General features: G+C 63.3%; 13 protein-coding genes. 10 read left to right on the forward strand and 3 right to left on the reverse strand.

Annotated features, from left to right (window positions below):
- From B5F94_RS16510 to B5F94_RS14390, 7 genes are all read left to right on the forward strand, one after another.
- Positions 1 to 670 (forward strand): hypothetical protein (locus tag B5F94_RS16510; RefSeq protein ID WP_087331076.1); only part of this gene is annotated, 670 nt, incomplete at its 5' end.
- On the forward strand, positions 657 to 2,015 hold the full coding sequence (gene rlmD, locus B5F94_RS14365) for a 23S rRNA (uracil(1939)-C(5))-methyltransferase RlmD (protein WP_087331078.1): 1,359 nt from the start codon (positions 657 to 659) through the stop codon (positions 2,013 to 2,015). The genes B5F94_RS16510 and rlmD, both read left to right, overlap by 14 nt.
- A 94-nt stretch (positions 2,016 to 2,109) precedes the next feature.
- Entirely contained in the window at positions 2,110 to 3,012 is a 903-nt protein-coding gene (locus tag B5F94_RS14370) for an ADP-ribosylglycohydrolase family protein (RefSeq protein ID WP_087331080.1), read from the forward strand.
- Between the two features lie 33 nt (positions 3,013 to 3,045).
- Positions 3,046 to 3,699: a DUF1847 domain-containing protein gene (locus B5F94_RS14375; protein WP_087331082.1), complete on the forward strand. Its 654-nt coding sequence runs from the start codon at positions 3,046 to 3,048 to the stop codon at positions 3,697 to 3,699.
- Between the two features lie 112 nt (positions 3,700 to 3,811).
- Positions 3,812 to 5,176 (forward strand): MATE family efflux transporter, encoded by a 1,365-nt coding sequence (locus B5F94_RS14380; RefSeq protein WP_087331084.1) that lies wholly within the window; start codon positions 3,812 to 3,814, stop codon positions 5,174 to 5,176.
- 173 nt (positions 5,177 to 5,349) lie between these two features.
- A complete protein-coding gene (rpsO, locus tag B5F94_RS14385) occupies positions 5,350 to 5,616 on the forward strand; it encodes a 30S ribosomal protein S15 (protein WP_087188508.1) in 267 nt (88 codons plus the stop codon).
- Between the two features lie 174 nt (positions 5,617 to 5,790).
- Positions 5,791 to 7,941 carry a polyribonucleotide nucleotidyltransferase gene (locus B5F94_RS14390; protein WP_087331086.1) on the forward strand — a complete coding sequence of 717 codons (2,151 nt, stop codon included), beginning with the start codon at positions 5,791 to 5,793 and terminating at the stop codon, positions 7,939 to 7,941.
- Between the two features lie 55 nt (positions 7,942 to 7,996).
- Here the strand turns inward: B5F94_RS14390 and ftsH are convergent, their stop codons facing one another.
- Complete coding sequence (ftsH, locus tag B5F94_RS14395; RefSeq protein ID WP_087331089.1) at positions 7,997 to 9,880, reverse strand: ATP-dependent zinc metalloprotease FtsH; 1,884 nt, start codon at positions 9,878 to 9,880, stop codon at positions 7,997 to 7,999.
- 368 nt (positions 9,881 to 10,248) lie between these two features.
- Here ftsH and B5F94_RS14400 point away from each other — a divergent pair, with 368 nt between their 5' ends.
- Entirely contained in the window at positions 10,249 to 10,728 is a 480-nt protein-coding gene (locus B5F94_RS14400; protein ID WP_087331091.1) for an SLOG family protein, read from the forward strand.
- Here B5F94_RS14400 and B5F94_RS14405 read toward each other — a convergent pair.
- Together B5F94_RS14405 and B5F94_RS14410 are read right to left on the reverse strand one after the other, a co-directional pair.
- Positions 10,715 to 12,085 (reverse strand): penicillin-binding transpeptidase domain-containing protein, encoded by a 1,371-nt coding sequence (locus B5F94_RS14405; RefSeq protein ID WP_087331093.1) that lies wholly within the window; start codon positions 12,083 to 12,085, stop codon positions 10,715 to 10,717. The two genes, B5F94_RS14400 and B5F94_RS14405, sit on opposite strands and share 14 nt — an antisense overlap.
- Positions 12,072 to 13,862: an FtsW/RodA/SpoVE family cell cycle protein gene (locus B5F94_RS14410; protein WP_087331095.1), complete on the reverse strand. Its 1,791-nt coding sequence runs from the start codon at positions 13,860 to 13,862 to the stop codon at positions 12,072 to 12,074. Before B5F94_RS14410 ends, B5F94_RS14405 begins: the two co-directional genes overlap by 14 nt.
- 219 nt (positions 13,863 to 14,081) lie before the next feature.
- On the opposite strand from B5F94_RS14410, the gene yedF reads away from it, so the two are divergent.
- A complete protein-coding gene (yedF, locus tag B5F94_RS14415) occupies positions 14,082 to 14,678 on the forward strand; it encodes a sulfurtransferase-like selenium metabolism protein YedF (RefSeq protein WP_087331097.1) in 597 nt (198 codons plus the stop codon).
- Positions 14,678 to 14,935: a DUF3343 domain-containing protein gene (locus B5F94_RS14420; RefSeq protein ID WP_087331099.1), complete on the forward strand. Its 258-nt coding sequence runs from the start codon at positions 14,678 to 14,680 to the stop codon at positions 14,933 to 14,935. The genes yedF and B5F94_RS14420 overlap by 1 nt, the downstream gene beginning before the upstream one ends.
- Positions 14,936 to 15,106: the final 171 nt, after the last annotated feature.

Consider the following 15,106-nt stretch of genomic DNA (forward strand, 5'->3'; position numbering starts at 1 on the left):
ACCCACCCCCACCCCCGAACCGCCCCAGTGGGGGGAGCAGGTCTTTACCCAGACCTATACCGCCGGGGACGGCACCCAGGTCATGACGGTGCGCTATACCCTGCCCATGGTGCAGAATACCGACACCTGCCCTGCCGGCGATGTGATCAACGACTGGTACAAGGCCGACGGCGCCAGCCGCATGGAGAGCGCCGAGGCCAACTATGAGCAGGTGGTGGCGGACTACGACGTGTCCAAGGCCGCCGGCTTCTCCTTTACGCCGGTCACCGAGGAGATGAGCTATGAGGTGGTGCTCTCCACCGATCAGGTCATCAGCATCCGCCGCACCTGGTACATCAACAGCGGGGCGGCTTACCCCACCGTGTTTGAGCTGGGGGAGAACTTTGATCCCCAGACCGGCATCAAGCTGACCTTTACCGACTTCTTTACCGACGCCCAGGCCGTGCGGGACCGGGTGGTGAAGGCCTTCCTGGCCAGCCCGGAGCTGTCCGCCGGGGAGTTCACCCAGGCGGCTGTGACAGCGGCCTACCAGCCGGAGCAGTTCTGCCTCACCTCCGACGGCTATGTGTTCTGGATTCAGGGCAACACCCTGACCGGCATCCACTCCCCGGTGGAGGTCACCATTCCCTATGATACGCTGAAGGACGTGAGTATGTATGCAGCCCAATAAGCCTCTGGAAGGCCATACCTATCCCCTGCGCATCGAGGGCTACAGCAGCGACGGCGCCGGTGTGGCCCGGCTGGACGGCATGGTGGTGTTTGTCCAGGGCGGTGTCCGGGGGGAGCTGTGCCAGGTGCGGCTCACCCATGTGGGCCGCTCCGCCCTGTGGGGCGTGGTGCGGGAGGTCACCGAACCCTCCCCTGCCCGGATTACCCCCGACTGTCCCTATTACGGCCGCTGCGGCGGCTGCGCCTTCCGGCACATCACCTACGCCGAGGAACTGGAGGCCAAGCGCACCCGGGTGGAGGACTGCCTCCGCCGTCTGGGAGGCGCGGACATCCATGTGACGGAAATTCTGGGGGCCGCCCGGCCTGACCGCTACCGCAACAAGGCCCAGTTCCCCGTCGCCCCCGGCCCCCGCATCGGATTCTACCAGTCCCGCACCCACAAGGTGGTGGACGTGAAAGACTGCCTTCTCCAGAGCGAGGCGGCCGCCCGCCTGCGGGGGGCGGTGAAAGACTGGATGATGGAGTATTCCATCCCGGCCTACAATGAGAAGGCCCGCTCCGGCCTGGTGCGCCATGTGTATGTCCGCACCAACCGCCGGGGGGAGAGCCTGTGCTGCCTGCTGGTCAACGGCGTAGGGGTCCCCCGGGAGAGCGAGCTGGTGCGCGCTCTCCGGACGGCCGAGCCCGGCCTGGTGGGTATCGTGCTGGGGGTCAACAGGAGCCATACCAACGTGATTTTGGGGGACTCCTACCGCACACTTTGGGGACAGGACTTCCTGTCCGACACCCTGTGCGGCTCCGACTTCCGCCTGTCCGTCCCCTCCTTCTATCAAGTCAATCCCGACCAGACCGAGGTGCTCTACGGCAAGGCGGTGGAGCTGGCTCAGCTCACCGGCACCGAGACGGTGCTGGACCTGTACTGCGGCATCGGCACCATTTCCCTGGTGATGGCCCGGCAGGCGGGCAGGGTGTGGGGGGCCGAGGTGGTGCCTCAGGCGGTGGACGACGCCATTCAGAACGCCCGCCGCAGCGGCATTGAAAACGCCCGGTTCCTGTGCGCCGACGCCGGCGAGGCCGCCCGGCAGCTGGCCCGGGAGGGGGTGCGCCCCGACGTGATCTGTGTGGACCCGCCCCGGAAGGGACTGGCGGAGGACGTGGTGGCCACCATTGCCGAGATGGCCCCCCGGCGGGTGGTCTATGTGTCCTGCGACCCGGCCACTCTGGGCCGGGATGTGAAGCGGTTTGCCGCCCTTGGGTACAAGCTGGACACCGCTACCGCCGTGGACCTCTTCCCCCGCACGGTTCATGTGGAGACCGCCGCCCGGCTGGTGCGGGACGGCCTGTAAGCCGCCCAGACCCAGGATGTCGCCTGGTATGCGACCCGCCGCCCCTTAAGGTGCGGTATACTCTCACCATCAAGTTTGATTGGGAGGTATCCCTATGTATGGTGCGTTCATCGGCGATATTGTCGGCTCCAAATATGAATTTAATAACATTAAGACAAAGGAGTTCCCGCTGTTTTCGCCGGGCTGCGATTATACGGACGACTCCATTATGACCGCCGCCGTGGCCCAGGCCATCCTGCTCCGTCAGCAGGAGCCGGAGAACCACCGGGATTTTTCGGGGCTTCTGGTGGAGGTAATGCAGGACTTCGGCCGCAGATATCCCCATCCCACCGGCGCCTACGGCGGCCGCTTTGCCGAATGGCTCCGCCGGGAGAACCCCACGCCCTACGGCAGCTACGGCAATGGTTCCGCCATGCGGGTCTCCCCCTGTGCCCTGGCGGCGGTGACACTGGAGGAGGCGCTGGAGTTGGCCCGGGTCAGCGCCGCCGTCACCCACGACCACCCGGAGGGAATCAAGGGCGCACAGGCGGTGGCTGCCGCCCTCTTCCTGGCCAAGACGGGGGCCTCCAAAGAGGAGATCCGGCAGTATGTGGCCGAGCATTTTTATTCCCTGGACTTTACCCTGGATTCCATCCGGGCAGACTACCACTTTGACGTGTCCTGTCAGGGCTCGGTGCCCCAGGCCATCGTGGCATTTCTGGAGTCCGCCGACTTTGAGGACGCGGTCCGGGGCGCCGTCTCCATCGGCGGCGACTGCGACACCACCGGAGCCATGGCCGGTTCCATCGCCTGGACCTACTACACCGTGGAGGCCGGTGGAACGGAGGCCTGGGTCCAGGGCCGTATCCCTCCCGCCATGGAGGAGATCCGTGCCCAGGCGGACAGCCTTCTCCCCCAGGAATTCATTGACATTGCCAGCGCTTTTCATCAGCTGTGCCGTCGCCGGTGGGAGGATTGGCGGAGCAGCGGTGCCTGCGCCTCCATTCTGCTGCCCTGACGGGCAGTCTGTATCCAGGAAAGAAGGATCATTATGGAAGAAAACGCCTGTACACGCAGCTGCATTGACTGCGGTTCCGCCGCCTGCAACGATTTGAATCACTCCGACGCGTTTCCCCCTTTCTGCCTGTCCAAAAATCTGGAGCAGAAGGTGCTGGACGAGGCGGTGGCCTGCTATCAGGAGGAGGACAACCACGCCGCCATGGTAGCGGCGGCTGAGGTGGAGTGCCAGCACTACTGCCAGTATACCCGGGTCCAGGAGATCGTGGAATTTGCCAGGAAGCTGGGCTTTCACAAGATCGGCATCGCCACCTGTGTGGGCCTGCTCCACGAGTCCCGCATCCTGGCCCGCATCCTCCGCTCCCACGGCTTTGAGGTGTTCGGCATGGGGTGCAAGGCGGGCATGGTGAAGAAGGCGGATCTGGGCATTCCTGCCGAGTGTAACGCGGTGGGAGCCAACGCCTGCAACCCCATCTTTCAGGCCAAAATGCTCAACGCCGTGGGGACTCAGCTCAATATCGTGGTGGGTCTGTGCGTGGGCCACGACAGCCTGTTCTACAAATACTCCGACGCTCTGGTCACCACCCTGGTGGCCAAGGACCGGGTGCTGGGCCACAACCCCGCGGCCGCCCTGTACAACGCCGAGTCCTACTACAAGGCCAAGGTGTTTGGGCCGGAACAAGTATAACTGCAAAAGGCAAGGGGCGGCAGATGCCGCCCCTTGCCTTTTGCGGGGAAACCGTGTACAATCCTCTTGCGGCTCTGGCCGCGTCAGTTTACTTTTTCTGGAGGGATCTGTCATGCGTCTGGCCCGTCCCGTGGGCGATATCACCCAGGGCGTGATCTGGAAACAACTGTTAACTTTATTCGTGCCCCTGTGGTTTGGTACCTTCTTCCAGCAGCTGTACAATACGGTGGACACGGTGGTGGTGGGGCGGTTTGTAGGCAAGGTTGCCCTGGCCGCCGTGGGCTCCACCGGCGTCATCGTCAACCTGACCGTGGGCATCTTCACCGGCCTGGCCGCCGGCGCGGTGGTGGTCATCGCCCAGCGCTACGGCGCCCGCCAGGGGGAGGAGGTCCACAGGAGCGTCCACACCGCCATGCTGCTGTCGGTGATCATCGGCGCGGTCTTTATGGTGGTGGGCTTTGTGCTCACCCCCTGGGCCCTCCGGGCCATGGACACCACCGCCGATGCCCTGCCCGGGGCTATCCTCTATCAGCGGGTGTACTTCCTGGGCATGATCCCCAACGTGATCTACAACATGGGCACCGGCGTGCTCCGGGCGGTGGGCGATTCCAAACGCCCCCTGTACTTCCTCATTGCCGCCTCTCTGTGCAACATCGTGCTGGATCTGCTGCTGGTGGTGGTCGTTCCTCTGGGGGTGCTGGGTGTGGCCATTGCCACCGTGGCTTCCCAGGTGCTGTCGGCGGTGCTGGTGGTGATCTCCCTGATGCGCTCCCAGGGCGCCCCCTTCCAGTTCTTCCCCAGCCAGCTCAAGCTCCACCGCCAGCCCATGTCGGCTATTATGAAGGTAGGCGTGCCCACCGCCCTCCAGTCGGTGATGTACTCCGCCTCCAATATTGTCATTCAGTCCTGCATCAACTCCTTTGACACCGACGCGGTGGCCGCATGGACGGCCTACGGCAAGATGGACATCCTGTTCTGGATGACCATCACCGCCCTGTCCCAGGCCCTCACCACCTTCGCCGGGCAGAACTACGGGGCGGGCAAATACGACCGGCTGAAAAAGAGCGTAAAAATCTCGGTGGGCATGAGCGCCATCATCACCATCGCCATGAGCGCCTTCCTGGTGCTGCTGGCCCGGCCCATCCTGTCCATCTTTACCCCCGACCCCGACGTGCTGGAGATCGGCGTGGAGATGGTAGTCTTCCTGGCTCCCTGCTATGTCACCTATATTCTGGTGGAGCTGCTGCCCGGCGCCATTCGGGGAGCGGGCAAGTCCCTGGTGCCCATGCTCATCTCGGTGTTCGGCGTGTGCGGCCTGCGGCTGCTGTGGCTCTTCCTGGTGGTGCCCCGGTACCATACCATCGTCATGGTGGAGGCCAGCTACCCCATCACCTGGCTCACCACCTCGGTGGCCCTGCTGATCTATTATAAATTCGGCAAGTGGCTGAAGGAGCCGGAGGCGGCTTTGTACCGCTGAAAAAGCAAAAAAAGACCCCAAATTTTCCGAATGAATCCTTTACAATGGGGCCAGACTATGATAAACTATCTAAGTCTGTGAACAGACGGTATTTACCCCGGACTTCGTCTCCCGGCTTACACCGACCGGTCACGCAGCCCGCGGGCACATTGATTGAAAGGTGGAACCTAACCATGATCCGTAAGGACGAAAAGACTGCTGTTATCGAAGCCAACCGCACTCATCCCACTGACACCGGCTCTCCCGAGGTGCAGATCGCCATTCTGACTGCCCGCATCCAGGAGCTGACCGAGCACCTGAAGATCCACAAGCACGACAACCACAGCCGCCGCGGCCTGCTGAAGATGGTCGGTAAGCGCCGCAAGATGCTGGACTACCTGATGGCCAAGGACATCGAGCGCTATCGTGCCATCATTGCCAAGCTGGGCATCCGTAAGTAATTATGTATTGAATAGGGGTGGCGCGGACCTCCGTGCCACCCCTTCTTCCCACTCCTCAGAGCATACTTTTAGCAGTTGAATCTGGGCCTGACGGCCTGCGGACCCGGATTCAAGTGCTAAAAGAGTCAGGCTCTGGCGGGTGGGGAAACACCAATGAAAAGGAGGATTTTCCCCATGTCAACCGTGATCAAGCACAAGGAATTCACCAACCGTCATGTGTACAAGACTGAGGTGGCGGGCCGTCCCCTGACCATCGACGTGGGCAAGGTGGCCGAGCTGGCTACCGCGTCCGCCATGGTCACCTATGGCGAGACCACCGTGCTGGTGGCCGTTACCGTGTCCCCCCGTCCCCGGGACGGCGTGGACTTCTTCCCCCTGAGCGTGGACTTCGAGGAGAAGCTGTACGCTGTGGGCCGTATCCCCGGCTCCTTCATGCGCCGTGAGGGTCAGCCCTCCCTGCCCGCCGTGCTGGCTTCCCGCGTCATCGACCGGTCCATCCGGCCCCTGTTCCCCTACGACTTCCGCAACGACGTGGTGGTCACCGCCACCGTCATGAGCGTGGACCGGGACTGCTCTCCCGAGGTTACCGCCATGATCGGCGTGTCCGCCTGCCTGGCCTTCTCCCCCATTCCCTGGGCCGGCCCCATCGGCTGCCTGGAGGTGGGCTATGTGGACGGCCAGATCGTCATGAACCCCACCAACGAGCAGAAGCACAACTCCCAGCTGGACCTGACCGTGGCCGCCACCGACAAGAAGGTCATCATGATCGAGGCCGGCGCCAAGGAGCTGCCCGACGACATCATGTATGATGCCATCGTCAAGGCCCACGAGGAGATCAAGGCTCAGGTGGCCTTCATCAACCAGATCGTGGCTGAGATCGGCAAGGAGAAGATGACCTACGATCACGCCGACTTCGATCAGGAGCTGTTCGACAAGATCGTGGAGGCCACTATGGACGAGGCCAAGGCCGCCATGGACACCGACGACAAGAACGTGCGTGAGGAGCGGTGGAACGCCCTCATCGAGCACTGGCATGAGCTCTTCCTGGAGGACTATCCCGAGATGGACAAGTACCTGGAGGAGATCACCTACAAGTTCCAGAAGAAGATCGTCAAGGCCTGGCTGCTGGAGGGCCACCGTGTGGATGGCCGCGCCAAGAACGAGATCCGTCCCCTGGCCGCCGAGGTTGGCGTGCTGCCCCGTGTTCACGGCTCCGGCCTGTTCACCCGCGGTCAGACCCAGGTTCTGTCTATCTGCACCCTGAATACCCTCTCCGCCGCCCAGAAGCTGGATACCATCTGGGAGGAAGAGGAGAAGCGGTATATGCACCACTACAACTTCCCCGCCTACTCCACCGGCGAGGCCCGTGCCGCCCGGTCCACCAACCGGCGTGAGAAGGGCCACGGCGCTCTGGCCGAGCGGGCTCTGGAGCCCGTCATTCCTTCCGTGGAGGACTTCCCCTACGCCATCCGCGTGGTGTCCGAGGTGCTGAGCTCCAACGGCTCCACCTCTCAGGGCTCCATCTGCGGCTCCACTCTGGCTCTGATGGATGCCGGCGTGCCCATTTCCGCCCCCGTGGCCGGCATCTCCTGCGGCCTGATCCAGGACGATGACGGCGGCTTCACCACCTTCATCGACATCCAGGGCGTGGAGGACTTCCACGGCGAGATGGACTTCAAGGTGGCCGGCACCAAGGCCGGTATCACCGCCATCCAGATGGACATCAAGAACGACGGCCTGTCCCATGAGATCATCAAGGAAGCGCTGGCCATCACCAAGGACGCCCGTTACGCCATCCTGGACGAGATCATGCTGCCCTGCATCTCCAAGCCCCGTGCCGACGTGGCCGACACCGCCCCCAAGATGGTGAAGATGAAGATCGACGTGGACAAGATCCGCGAGGTCATCGGCTCCGGCGGCAAGGTGATTCAGAAGATCTGTGCCGACACCGGCGCCAAGATCGACATCGAGGACGACGGCACCATCTACATTGCCGGTACCGACAAGGCCTCCTGCGACGCCGCCAAGAAGACCATCGAGACCATCGTGTTTGTGCCCGAGGTGGGCCAGCTGTACTACGGCAAGGTGGTCCGCATCCTGCAGTTCGGCGCCTTCGTGGAGCTGGCTCCCGGCAAGGACGGCATGGTCCACATCTCCAAGCTGGCTGAGCGCCGGGTGGAGAAGGTGGAGGACGTGGTCAACATCGGCGATATGATCTGGGTCAAGGTCACCGATATCGACGAGAAGGGCCGTGTCAACCTGTCCTACCGCGACGCCCTCCGGGAGATTAAGGCCAAGAAAGAGGCCGGCGAGCCCATTAAGTAATTCCCGATCGCATAAAATCCCCGCTGCCAATATGGCAGCGGGGATTTTTTATCGGTCATTTTTGCTCCAGCAGGTTCATAAACTCCTCGCCGGTAATGGTCTCCTTCTCCAGCAGGTAGCCCGCCAGCTTCCGCAGCTGGTCCTCGTGGTCACGCAGCAGGGCCAGGGCCTTCTGATGGGCTTTCTTTACGGTGGCCACCACCTGCTTGTCGATCTCGGCCGCCGTCTCGGCGGAGCAGGCCAGGGAGGTGTCGCCCCCCAGGTACTGGTTCTGTACCGTCTCCAGGGCCACCATGTCGAACTGGTCCGTCATGCCGTACCGGGTGATCATGGCCCGGGCCAGCTTGGTGGCCTGCTCGATGTCGTTGGAGGCGCCGGTGGTGATGTTGTCCGCGCCGAAAATCAGCTCCTCGGCGGCCCGGCCGCCGGTGAGGGTGGCGATCTTGCTCACCAGCTCCGCCCGGCTCATGAGATTGCGCTCCCCCTCGTCCACCTGCATGGTGTAGCCCAAGGCCCCCGAGGTGCGGGGGATGATGGTGATCTTGGTCACCGGGGCGGAGTGGGTCTGGAGGGCGGCCACCAGGGCGTGGCCCACCTCATGGAAGGACACCAGCTGCTTCTCCTGGGAAGAGATGACGGCGTTCTTCCGCTGGGCGCCGGCGATGACGGTCTCCACGCTCTCCTCCAGGTCGGCCTGGGTCACCGTCCGGCGGCCCTGCCGCACCGCCCGGAGGGCGGCCTCGTTAACGATGTTGGCCAGCTCCGCGCCGGAGGCCCCGGCGGTGGCCCGGGCGATGGCGCTCCAGTCCACATCGGCGTCGATGTGGACGTGCCTGCCGTGGACCTTCAGAATGGCCTCACGGCCCTGGAGGTCGGGCAGCTCCACCGGCACCCGCCGGTCAAACCGGCCGGGCCGCATGAGGGCGGGGTCCAGGCTCTCCGGCCGGTTGGTGGCGGCCAGCAGCACCACGCCCTTACTGGAGTCAAAGCCGTCCATCTCGGCCAGCAGCTGGTTCAGGGTCTGCTCCCGCTCATCGTTGCCGCCGTAGCCGCCGGCGTCACGCTTCTTGCCGATGGCGTCGATCTCGTCAATAAACACGATGCAGGGGGCCTTCTCCCCCGCCTGCTTGAACAGGTCCCGCACCTTGGCAGCCCCCATGCCCACGAACATCTCCACAAACTCCGAGCCGGAGATGGAGAAGAAGGGCACCTTGGCCTCCCCTGCCACCGCCTTGGCCAGCAGGGTCTTGCCGGTACCGGGAGGGCCCACCAGCAGCACACCCTTGGGCAGCTTGGCGCCGATCTCGGCGTACTTGTCCGGCTCGTGGAGGAAGTCCACCACCTCCATCAGGGCCTCCTTGGCCTCGTCCTGGCCCGCCACGTCGGCAAAGGACACGCCGGTGGAGGCCTCCTCCACATAGACCTTGGCGTTGGCCTTGCCAAAGGTCATGGCGTTGCCCATGCCGCCGGGCAGATTGTTGCCCAGCCGCTTCATCATGAAGCGGGAGAGCAGCTGCCCAATGAGAATAAAGAAGAAAATGGGCAGAATCCAGCTGACCAGGAAGGCCAGAAGGGGGTTGGCCTGGGTGGGGATCTCGGCGCTGAACACGATATCCGGGTCCTCCCGCAGCTGGTTCAGCAGCCGCTGGCCGTCGTCCGGCCAGATGCCGGTCTTGTAGTAGCCGGTCCGTCCTGTCTCGTCGGCGGCGATAAAGACGATCTGACGGCTGTCCTCGTCCAGAGCCACCTCCGTGACCTGATGGTCGTCCACCATGGTGAGGAACTGGCTGTAGGGCACCTCGATGACCTGCCGCTCCAGCACCGAGGGGAAGAAAAAGACGTTGAGGAGCATCAGGGCCACCAGGGCCAGAGCATAGTAGAAAATCAGCGGTTTTTTGGGCGGGCTTGGGGTTTTCCCATCATCTTTGACCTCTTGCATGGTTGAATCCTCCAATGTCCGAAGAATATTTTCTGTGCTAAATAAATAATAGGATTTTGAATCCCAAAGTCAAGAGGATTCCCCCAGGTTTTACACATTATTCACATTCGCTGTGGAAAAGTGAGGGCCTGTTGCAAAATAGCTGTTTTGCACAAACCTGTCATTGCGAGCCAGTGCGCACACTGGCGTGGCAATCCGTTTCCCCGGCAAAAGGGACGGATTCCCACGAAAAACGGCCGCCCGGTGGGCGGCCGTTTTTCTCGGAATGACGGATCTTTGTACGAGCTGCACATTTTGCAACAGGCCCTGAATACGACAAAATTCGTCCTTTGCCCCGGCCTATACTGGGGGAAAAGGGGGGACTGGGTATGACCACGCGGGAACAGACCTGCTGCTTCACCGGCCACCGGGACATTCCGTCCACACAGCGGCGGGTGCTGGTGGAAAACCTGGAGGAGACGGTGCGGCAGCTCATTGGCCGGGGGATTCGGTACTTTGGTGCGGGAGGGGCTCTGGGGTTTGATACCCTGGCGGCTCAGACCGTGCTGGGGCTTTTGGGGGAGTTTCCCCACATCAAGCTCATTCTGGTGCTGCCCTGCCCCGACCAGACCAGAGGCTGGCGGGAGGCGGACGTGGCGGAGTATGAGCGCATCAAGGCCGCTGCCCACAAGGTGGTGTATACCGCCGACCGGTACACGCCGGGATGTATGCACAAACGCAACCGGCATCTGGTGGATCACAGCGGGGTGTGCGTGGCCTGGTGCACCCGGGATACCGGCGGCACCGCTTATACGGTCAACTACGCCCGGCAGCAGGGGCTGGAGGTGCTGCTGCTCAATAGCCGTTGACCAGGGCGTCCAGCACCTGAGCAGCCACGGAACCGGCCACGTCGGCGCCCGAGCCGCCGTTCTCCACCAGCACCACAAAGGCGTAGGGGGCGTCCTCATTGCGGAGGAATCCGGCAAACCAGGCGTGGGGGGAGTTGCCGCCCCCCACCTCGGCGGTACCGCTCTTGGCGCAGATGTCCATATTGGGGAACCGGCCGGAGCCGTAGGCGTCGATGACGTTGCGGGACATGATGTCCGCCAGGGTGGCGGCGGTGGAGGACTCAATGAGGGTGCCCGTCTTGCTGGTCCACTGGGGCAGAGAGGGCAGACCCAGGGGATTTTCCACCTTGAGGATGAGCCGGGGCACGGCGGCCTTGCCGCCGTTGGCGATGGCACCCATGTAGGTCATAATGGCGCAGGGGTTGGCCAGGTCGTTGTACTGGCCCACGCCGGCCCAGGCCAGCTGGCCGGTGGTGCCGGTGAAGTCAAACCGCCCGGCGGCGGAGGTGAGGCCGCTGACTTTATAGGAGGAGGTGAGCCCCGCCTTTTGGGTATACTTGGCCATGACCTCCGGTCCCAGCTCGGCGGCCAGCTGGCCGAACACCCCGTTGCAGGAGTTGGCCAGGGCGTCATAGATGTCCATCTCCCCATGGGCGTGGGGGCAGGTGATGGCCTCGCCCCCCACCTCAGTGGAGCTGGTACAGGTCCATCTCCGGTCAAAGAGGTCGGGGATGTTTTCAATGGCGGCGGCCAGAGTCACCGTCTTGAACACCGAGCCCGGCGGGAAAGTGCCGGAGAGGAAACGGTTCAGGTACACGCCGTCATAGGCGGGATTGTCCTCCACATCCTCCGGCGGGTCCAGAGGGTCGTAGGTGGGGGAGGACACCATGCACAGAATTTCTCCCGTCTCATAGTTGTACACACCCACCGCGCCCTTGCGGCCCCCCAGGGCCTGGAGGGCGATGTAGTTGAGCCGGGCGTCCAGGGTGAGATACAGGTCGTTGCCGTTGCCCAGAGGGGAGTAGGCCCCGGTGAACAGATTATAGCCCGACAGCTGGCTGGCAAAGGCGGTGAGGGCGCCGGTGCCGATCTTGCCCTGGGCGTCACCCACGGCGTGGAGGGTGGCCTTGCGGACGGTGGCGTTTTCGTAGTAGTGGCGGTTGCCCTCCTCGTCGGCCCAGGACAGCACGTCCCCGTCCCGGTCCAGCACCCGGCCCACCGACAGCTGGCCCTGGCTGTTGTACAGGTGGCGGTTGGCGGCAAAGGAGGCCCAGCGGTTGCCGTAGAGCACATAGCGCACCACATAGAAGCCCAGCCCCAGGATCAGGGCGGCGGCCAGGATCAGGCAGAGGAAGGCCCGTTTTTCAATCTTCTTCATAGCGGCCCTCCCACTGCTCGTTGCGTTTCATGGACAGCTGGGCGTTCTGCCGGTCCTCCTTGCGGGAGGGCAGGCGGATGGCGAAGCTGGCGTTCTGGCGGGTGTCGGTGGCCTTCAGGTAGGCCAGCAGCCCCCAGGAGGCGATCATGGCGGTGCCGCCGTTGGACACAAAGGGGAAGGTGACGCCGGTAAGGGGCAGGATGTCCACCGCGCCGAACACGTTGAGGCAGGTCTGGAACACCATCATGGAGGTGGCGGCGCAGGCGGCGATGATATAGAAGGAGGACCGGCCCGCCCGGCAGGCCCGGACGGCAAACACCGCCAGAGTGACAATGGACAGGATGGCCAGAATGGCAATAATGAGGCCCCACTCCTCGCACAGCATACCGAACACCAGGTCGGTGTCACCGGCGCCCACGTTGTGGAGCCAGCCCTCGCCGGGGCCCACCCCCACCAGACCGCCGGAGGCGGCGGCCGACATGGTACGGGTCTGCTGGTAGCCGCTGCCCACCGAGGCATTCTCCCAGGCGTGGCCCCAGGTGGCAAACCGGCTCATGATGTAGGGCTTCACCGACAGCATGGTGAGCACGGCGAACACGCCGCCGCCGCAGATGAGGGCCAGGGTGGCCCAGTCGCCGGAGCGGAGGTAGGCGATGACCAGGAAGGTGACGAAAAAGATGGCGGCGGTGCCGAAGTCGCTCATATAGGCCAGGCAGGCCAGGCACACGCCGGTGAGTACGATGAACAGGCCCAGGTTCCGCTTGCGGAAGAGCCGCTCCAGGGTGGCGGCTCCAGCGAAGATATAGCAGATCTTGGCGATCTCCGAGGGCTGTACGCTGATGCCGCCGATGGAGATCCAGTTGGCCGCGCCGTACTTGGGATCGGCCAGACCCAGCTTGTAGAGCACCACCGTCAGGCTGAGGAAGCCGATGGCCGCCCCGGCCATGAGCCAGCGGATCTTCTTGGCCCGGTCCAGGTCCCGGAGAAAGACGCCCAGGATGAGGAAGAGCACCAGCCCCAGCACCACGCAGAGGAACTGTTTGAAGAGGGCCGCCGTGTTGGAGGAGCAGGTCACCGACAGGGACAGGGTGGACAGGAAGAAGGCGATGGTCTCCATCTCAAAGCCCACCCGCCGCATGGCCCGCAGCACCAGGAAGTAGAGCCACATGACCCCGGTAAAGCACAGGAAGGTGATGGGGATCATGGGGGAGGCGTCGGGGCCCTCGCTGATGATGAGCTGGATGGCGGTGAGCACCTGGAACACCGTCAGCAGCACCAGGCCCAGCCAGGGGGACACGGGGCGGGACCGGCGGCGGCTGTTCCGGCGCTTGGCCTTCTCCTCGGGGGAGAGGGGGAGGAGTACCGTCTCCACCCCGCCCACCGCCAGCACATCGCCGTACTGAACGGGTGTGGCGTCATGGACCGGCTTGCCGTTGACGGTGACCCCGCCCTTGGAGTTTAAGTCGTAGGCGGTCCAGGTGTCGTTTTCGTTGCGGATGAGGGCGGCGTGCTGCCGTGATACCACCGGGTAGTTGAGCACCACGTCGCAGTTGCTTGCCCGGCCCAGGATGTTCTCCCAGTGGGTGAGGGGCTGGTTGGCCCCGTTGGGCAGGGTGAGGTAGGCCCACACCTCGGGCAGACAGGGCACCGTCAGCAGGGAGCGGATGGTGCGGATGAGGATGAGCAGGGCCAGCACGGGAAAGACAAAGCGTACAATGGAGGTAAACCAGGCGCACAACACCTCGTTTTCCGTCAGCCAGCCGGTGAGAAGCTCCATACCGCCCACCTCCTTTCGCGTTGGATGATTTCAGTGCCCGGCAAAGTCTCCGAGCCCCTACAGTATAGCACAACTTCTCCCGCCGAAAAAGCACAAGGGCCGTCCGGCGGTAGATTTTAAAGAATTTTTCACATTTTCCACCGGTTTTCCACCACTTGCGGCGACCGTTTTCCGGGGGTATAATAATCGTTACTGAATCAACCACAGGAGGAACACACTATGGCACATATCGTAGACGCCAAGGGCAAGCCCTGTCCCACCCCCGTGATCCTGGCCAAGGGGGCCATGGCTCAGGGGCATACCGCCTTTACCGTCCTGGTGGACAACCCCACCGCCATGGAGAATCTGAAGCGCCTGGCGGACAACCAGGGCTTTGCCGTCCAGGTCCGGGAGGACGGAGGCACCTTCGCTCTGGACTTTAGTAAGGGAGAGGGATGCTCCGCCTGTGAGGAGGCCGTCAACTCCCCCCTGCCCGCCGGAGGGGACTGGGCGGTGTTCGTGGGCCGGGACATTATCGGCGACGGGGACCGGGAGCTGGGAGGCAACCTGATGCGGATGTTCTTCTACACCCTGGCTCAGGGGGAGGACAAGCCGGGTGCGGTGCTCTTTATGAACGTCGGGGTCAAGCTGCCCACTCTGGACGAGCAGATAGTGGACCACCTGAAAGCCCTCAGCGACAGCGGAACGGAGATTCTGGTGTGCGGCACCTGCCTCAACTTCTACGGCCTCACCGATCAGCTGAAGGTGGGCGCCGTCAGCAATATGTACGACATCGTCACCCGGATGCAGAAGGCGGGCAAGGTGATCTCCCTGTGATGGACTATGGGGTCATCACCTTTACCTCCACCTACGGGGCCATTTACGCCCAAAAAGTGCTGAAAGAGGTGGCGCCCGTCCAGGTCATGCCGGTGCTGCGGGAGATCTCCCTGGGCTGCGGCATTGCCGTCCGGTTCCGGCCGGAGGACCTGGAGGGGGTAAAATCCGCTCTGGCCGCCTCCACCCTGAAAGAGGGGGAGTACGCCTTCTACGCCATAACAGGCAGCGGCCAAAATTTGACGGCCCAGCCCCTGTAACCGACCAAACAGCAGCAGCCCCCCGCCGTCGGCGGGGGGCTGCTGTTTGTTATTGGTGGTACCAAAGTCAACCCCCGGCTATGCCGGGGGTAAAAAATAGCTTATAGCGAGGAGGAAAGTAGAAAAGTAAAAAACTCCCTGATAAGGTAGGAGTGGTTTGCCGACCACACA

Source organism: Flavonifractor sp. An4 (assembly GCF_002161755.1).
GTDB lineage: Bacteria > Bacillota > Clostridia > Oscillospirales > Oscillospiraceae > Flavonifractor > Flavonifractor avicola.

What these genes read in the sequence shown, in the direction of transcription:
- yedF (WP_087331097.1), top strand. Translation starts at nt 14,082, where the DNA reads ATGGCACATATCGTAGACGCCAAGGGCAAGCCCTGTCCCACCCCCGTG.
- B5F94_RS14380 (WP_087331084.1), top strand. Translation starts at nt 3,812, where the DNA reads ATGCGTCTGGCCCGTCCCGTGGGCGATATCACCCAGGGCGTGATCTGG.
- B5F94_RS14400 (WP_087331091.1), top strand. Translation starts at nt 10,249, where the DNA reads ATGACCACGCGGGAACAGACCTGCTGCTTCACCGGCCACCGGGACATT.
- B5F94_RS14410 (WP_087331095.1), bottom strand. Translation starts at nt 13,862, where the DNA reads ATGGAGCTTCTCACCGGCTGGCTGACGGAAAACGAGGTGTTGTGCGCC.
- rlmD (WP_087331078.1), top strand. Translation starts at nt 657, where the DNA reads ATGCAGCCCAATAAGCCTCTGGAAGGCCATACCTATCCCCTGCGCATC.
- B5F94_RS14390 (WP_087331086.1), top strand. Translation starts at nt 5,791, where the DNA reads ATGTCAACCGTGATCAAGCACAAGGAATTCACCAACCGTCATGTGTAC.
- B5F94_RS14375 (WP_087331082.1), top strand. Translation starts at nt 3,046, where the DNA reads ATGGAAGAAAACGCCTGTACACGCAGCTGCATTGACTGCGGTTCCGCC.
- ftsH (WP_087331089.1), bottom strand. Translation starts at nt 9,880, where the DNA reads ATGCAAGAGGTCAAAGATGATGGGAAAACCCCAAGCCCGCCCAAAAAA.
- rpsO (WP_087188508.1), top strand. Translation starts at nt 5,350, where the DNA reads ATGATCCGTAAGGACGAAAAGACTGCTGTTATCGAAGCCAACCGCACT.
- B5F94_RS14370 (WP_087331080.1), top strand. Translation starts at nt 2,110, where the DNA reads ATGTATGGTGCGTTCATCGGCGATATTGTCGGCTCCAAATATGAATTT.
- B5F94_RS14420 (WP_087331099.1), top strand. Translation starts at nt 14,678, where the DNA reads ATGGACTATGGGGTCATCACCTTTACCTCCACCTACGGGGCCATTTAC.
- B5F94_RS14405 (WP_087331093.1), bottom strand. Translation starts at nt 12,085, where the DNA reads ATGAAGAAGATTGAAAAACGGGCCTTCCTCTGCCTGATCCTGGCCGCC.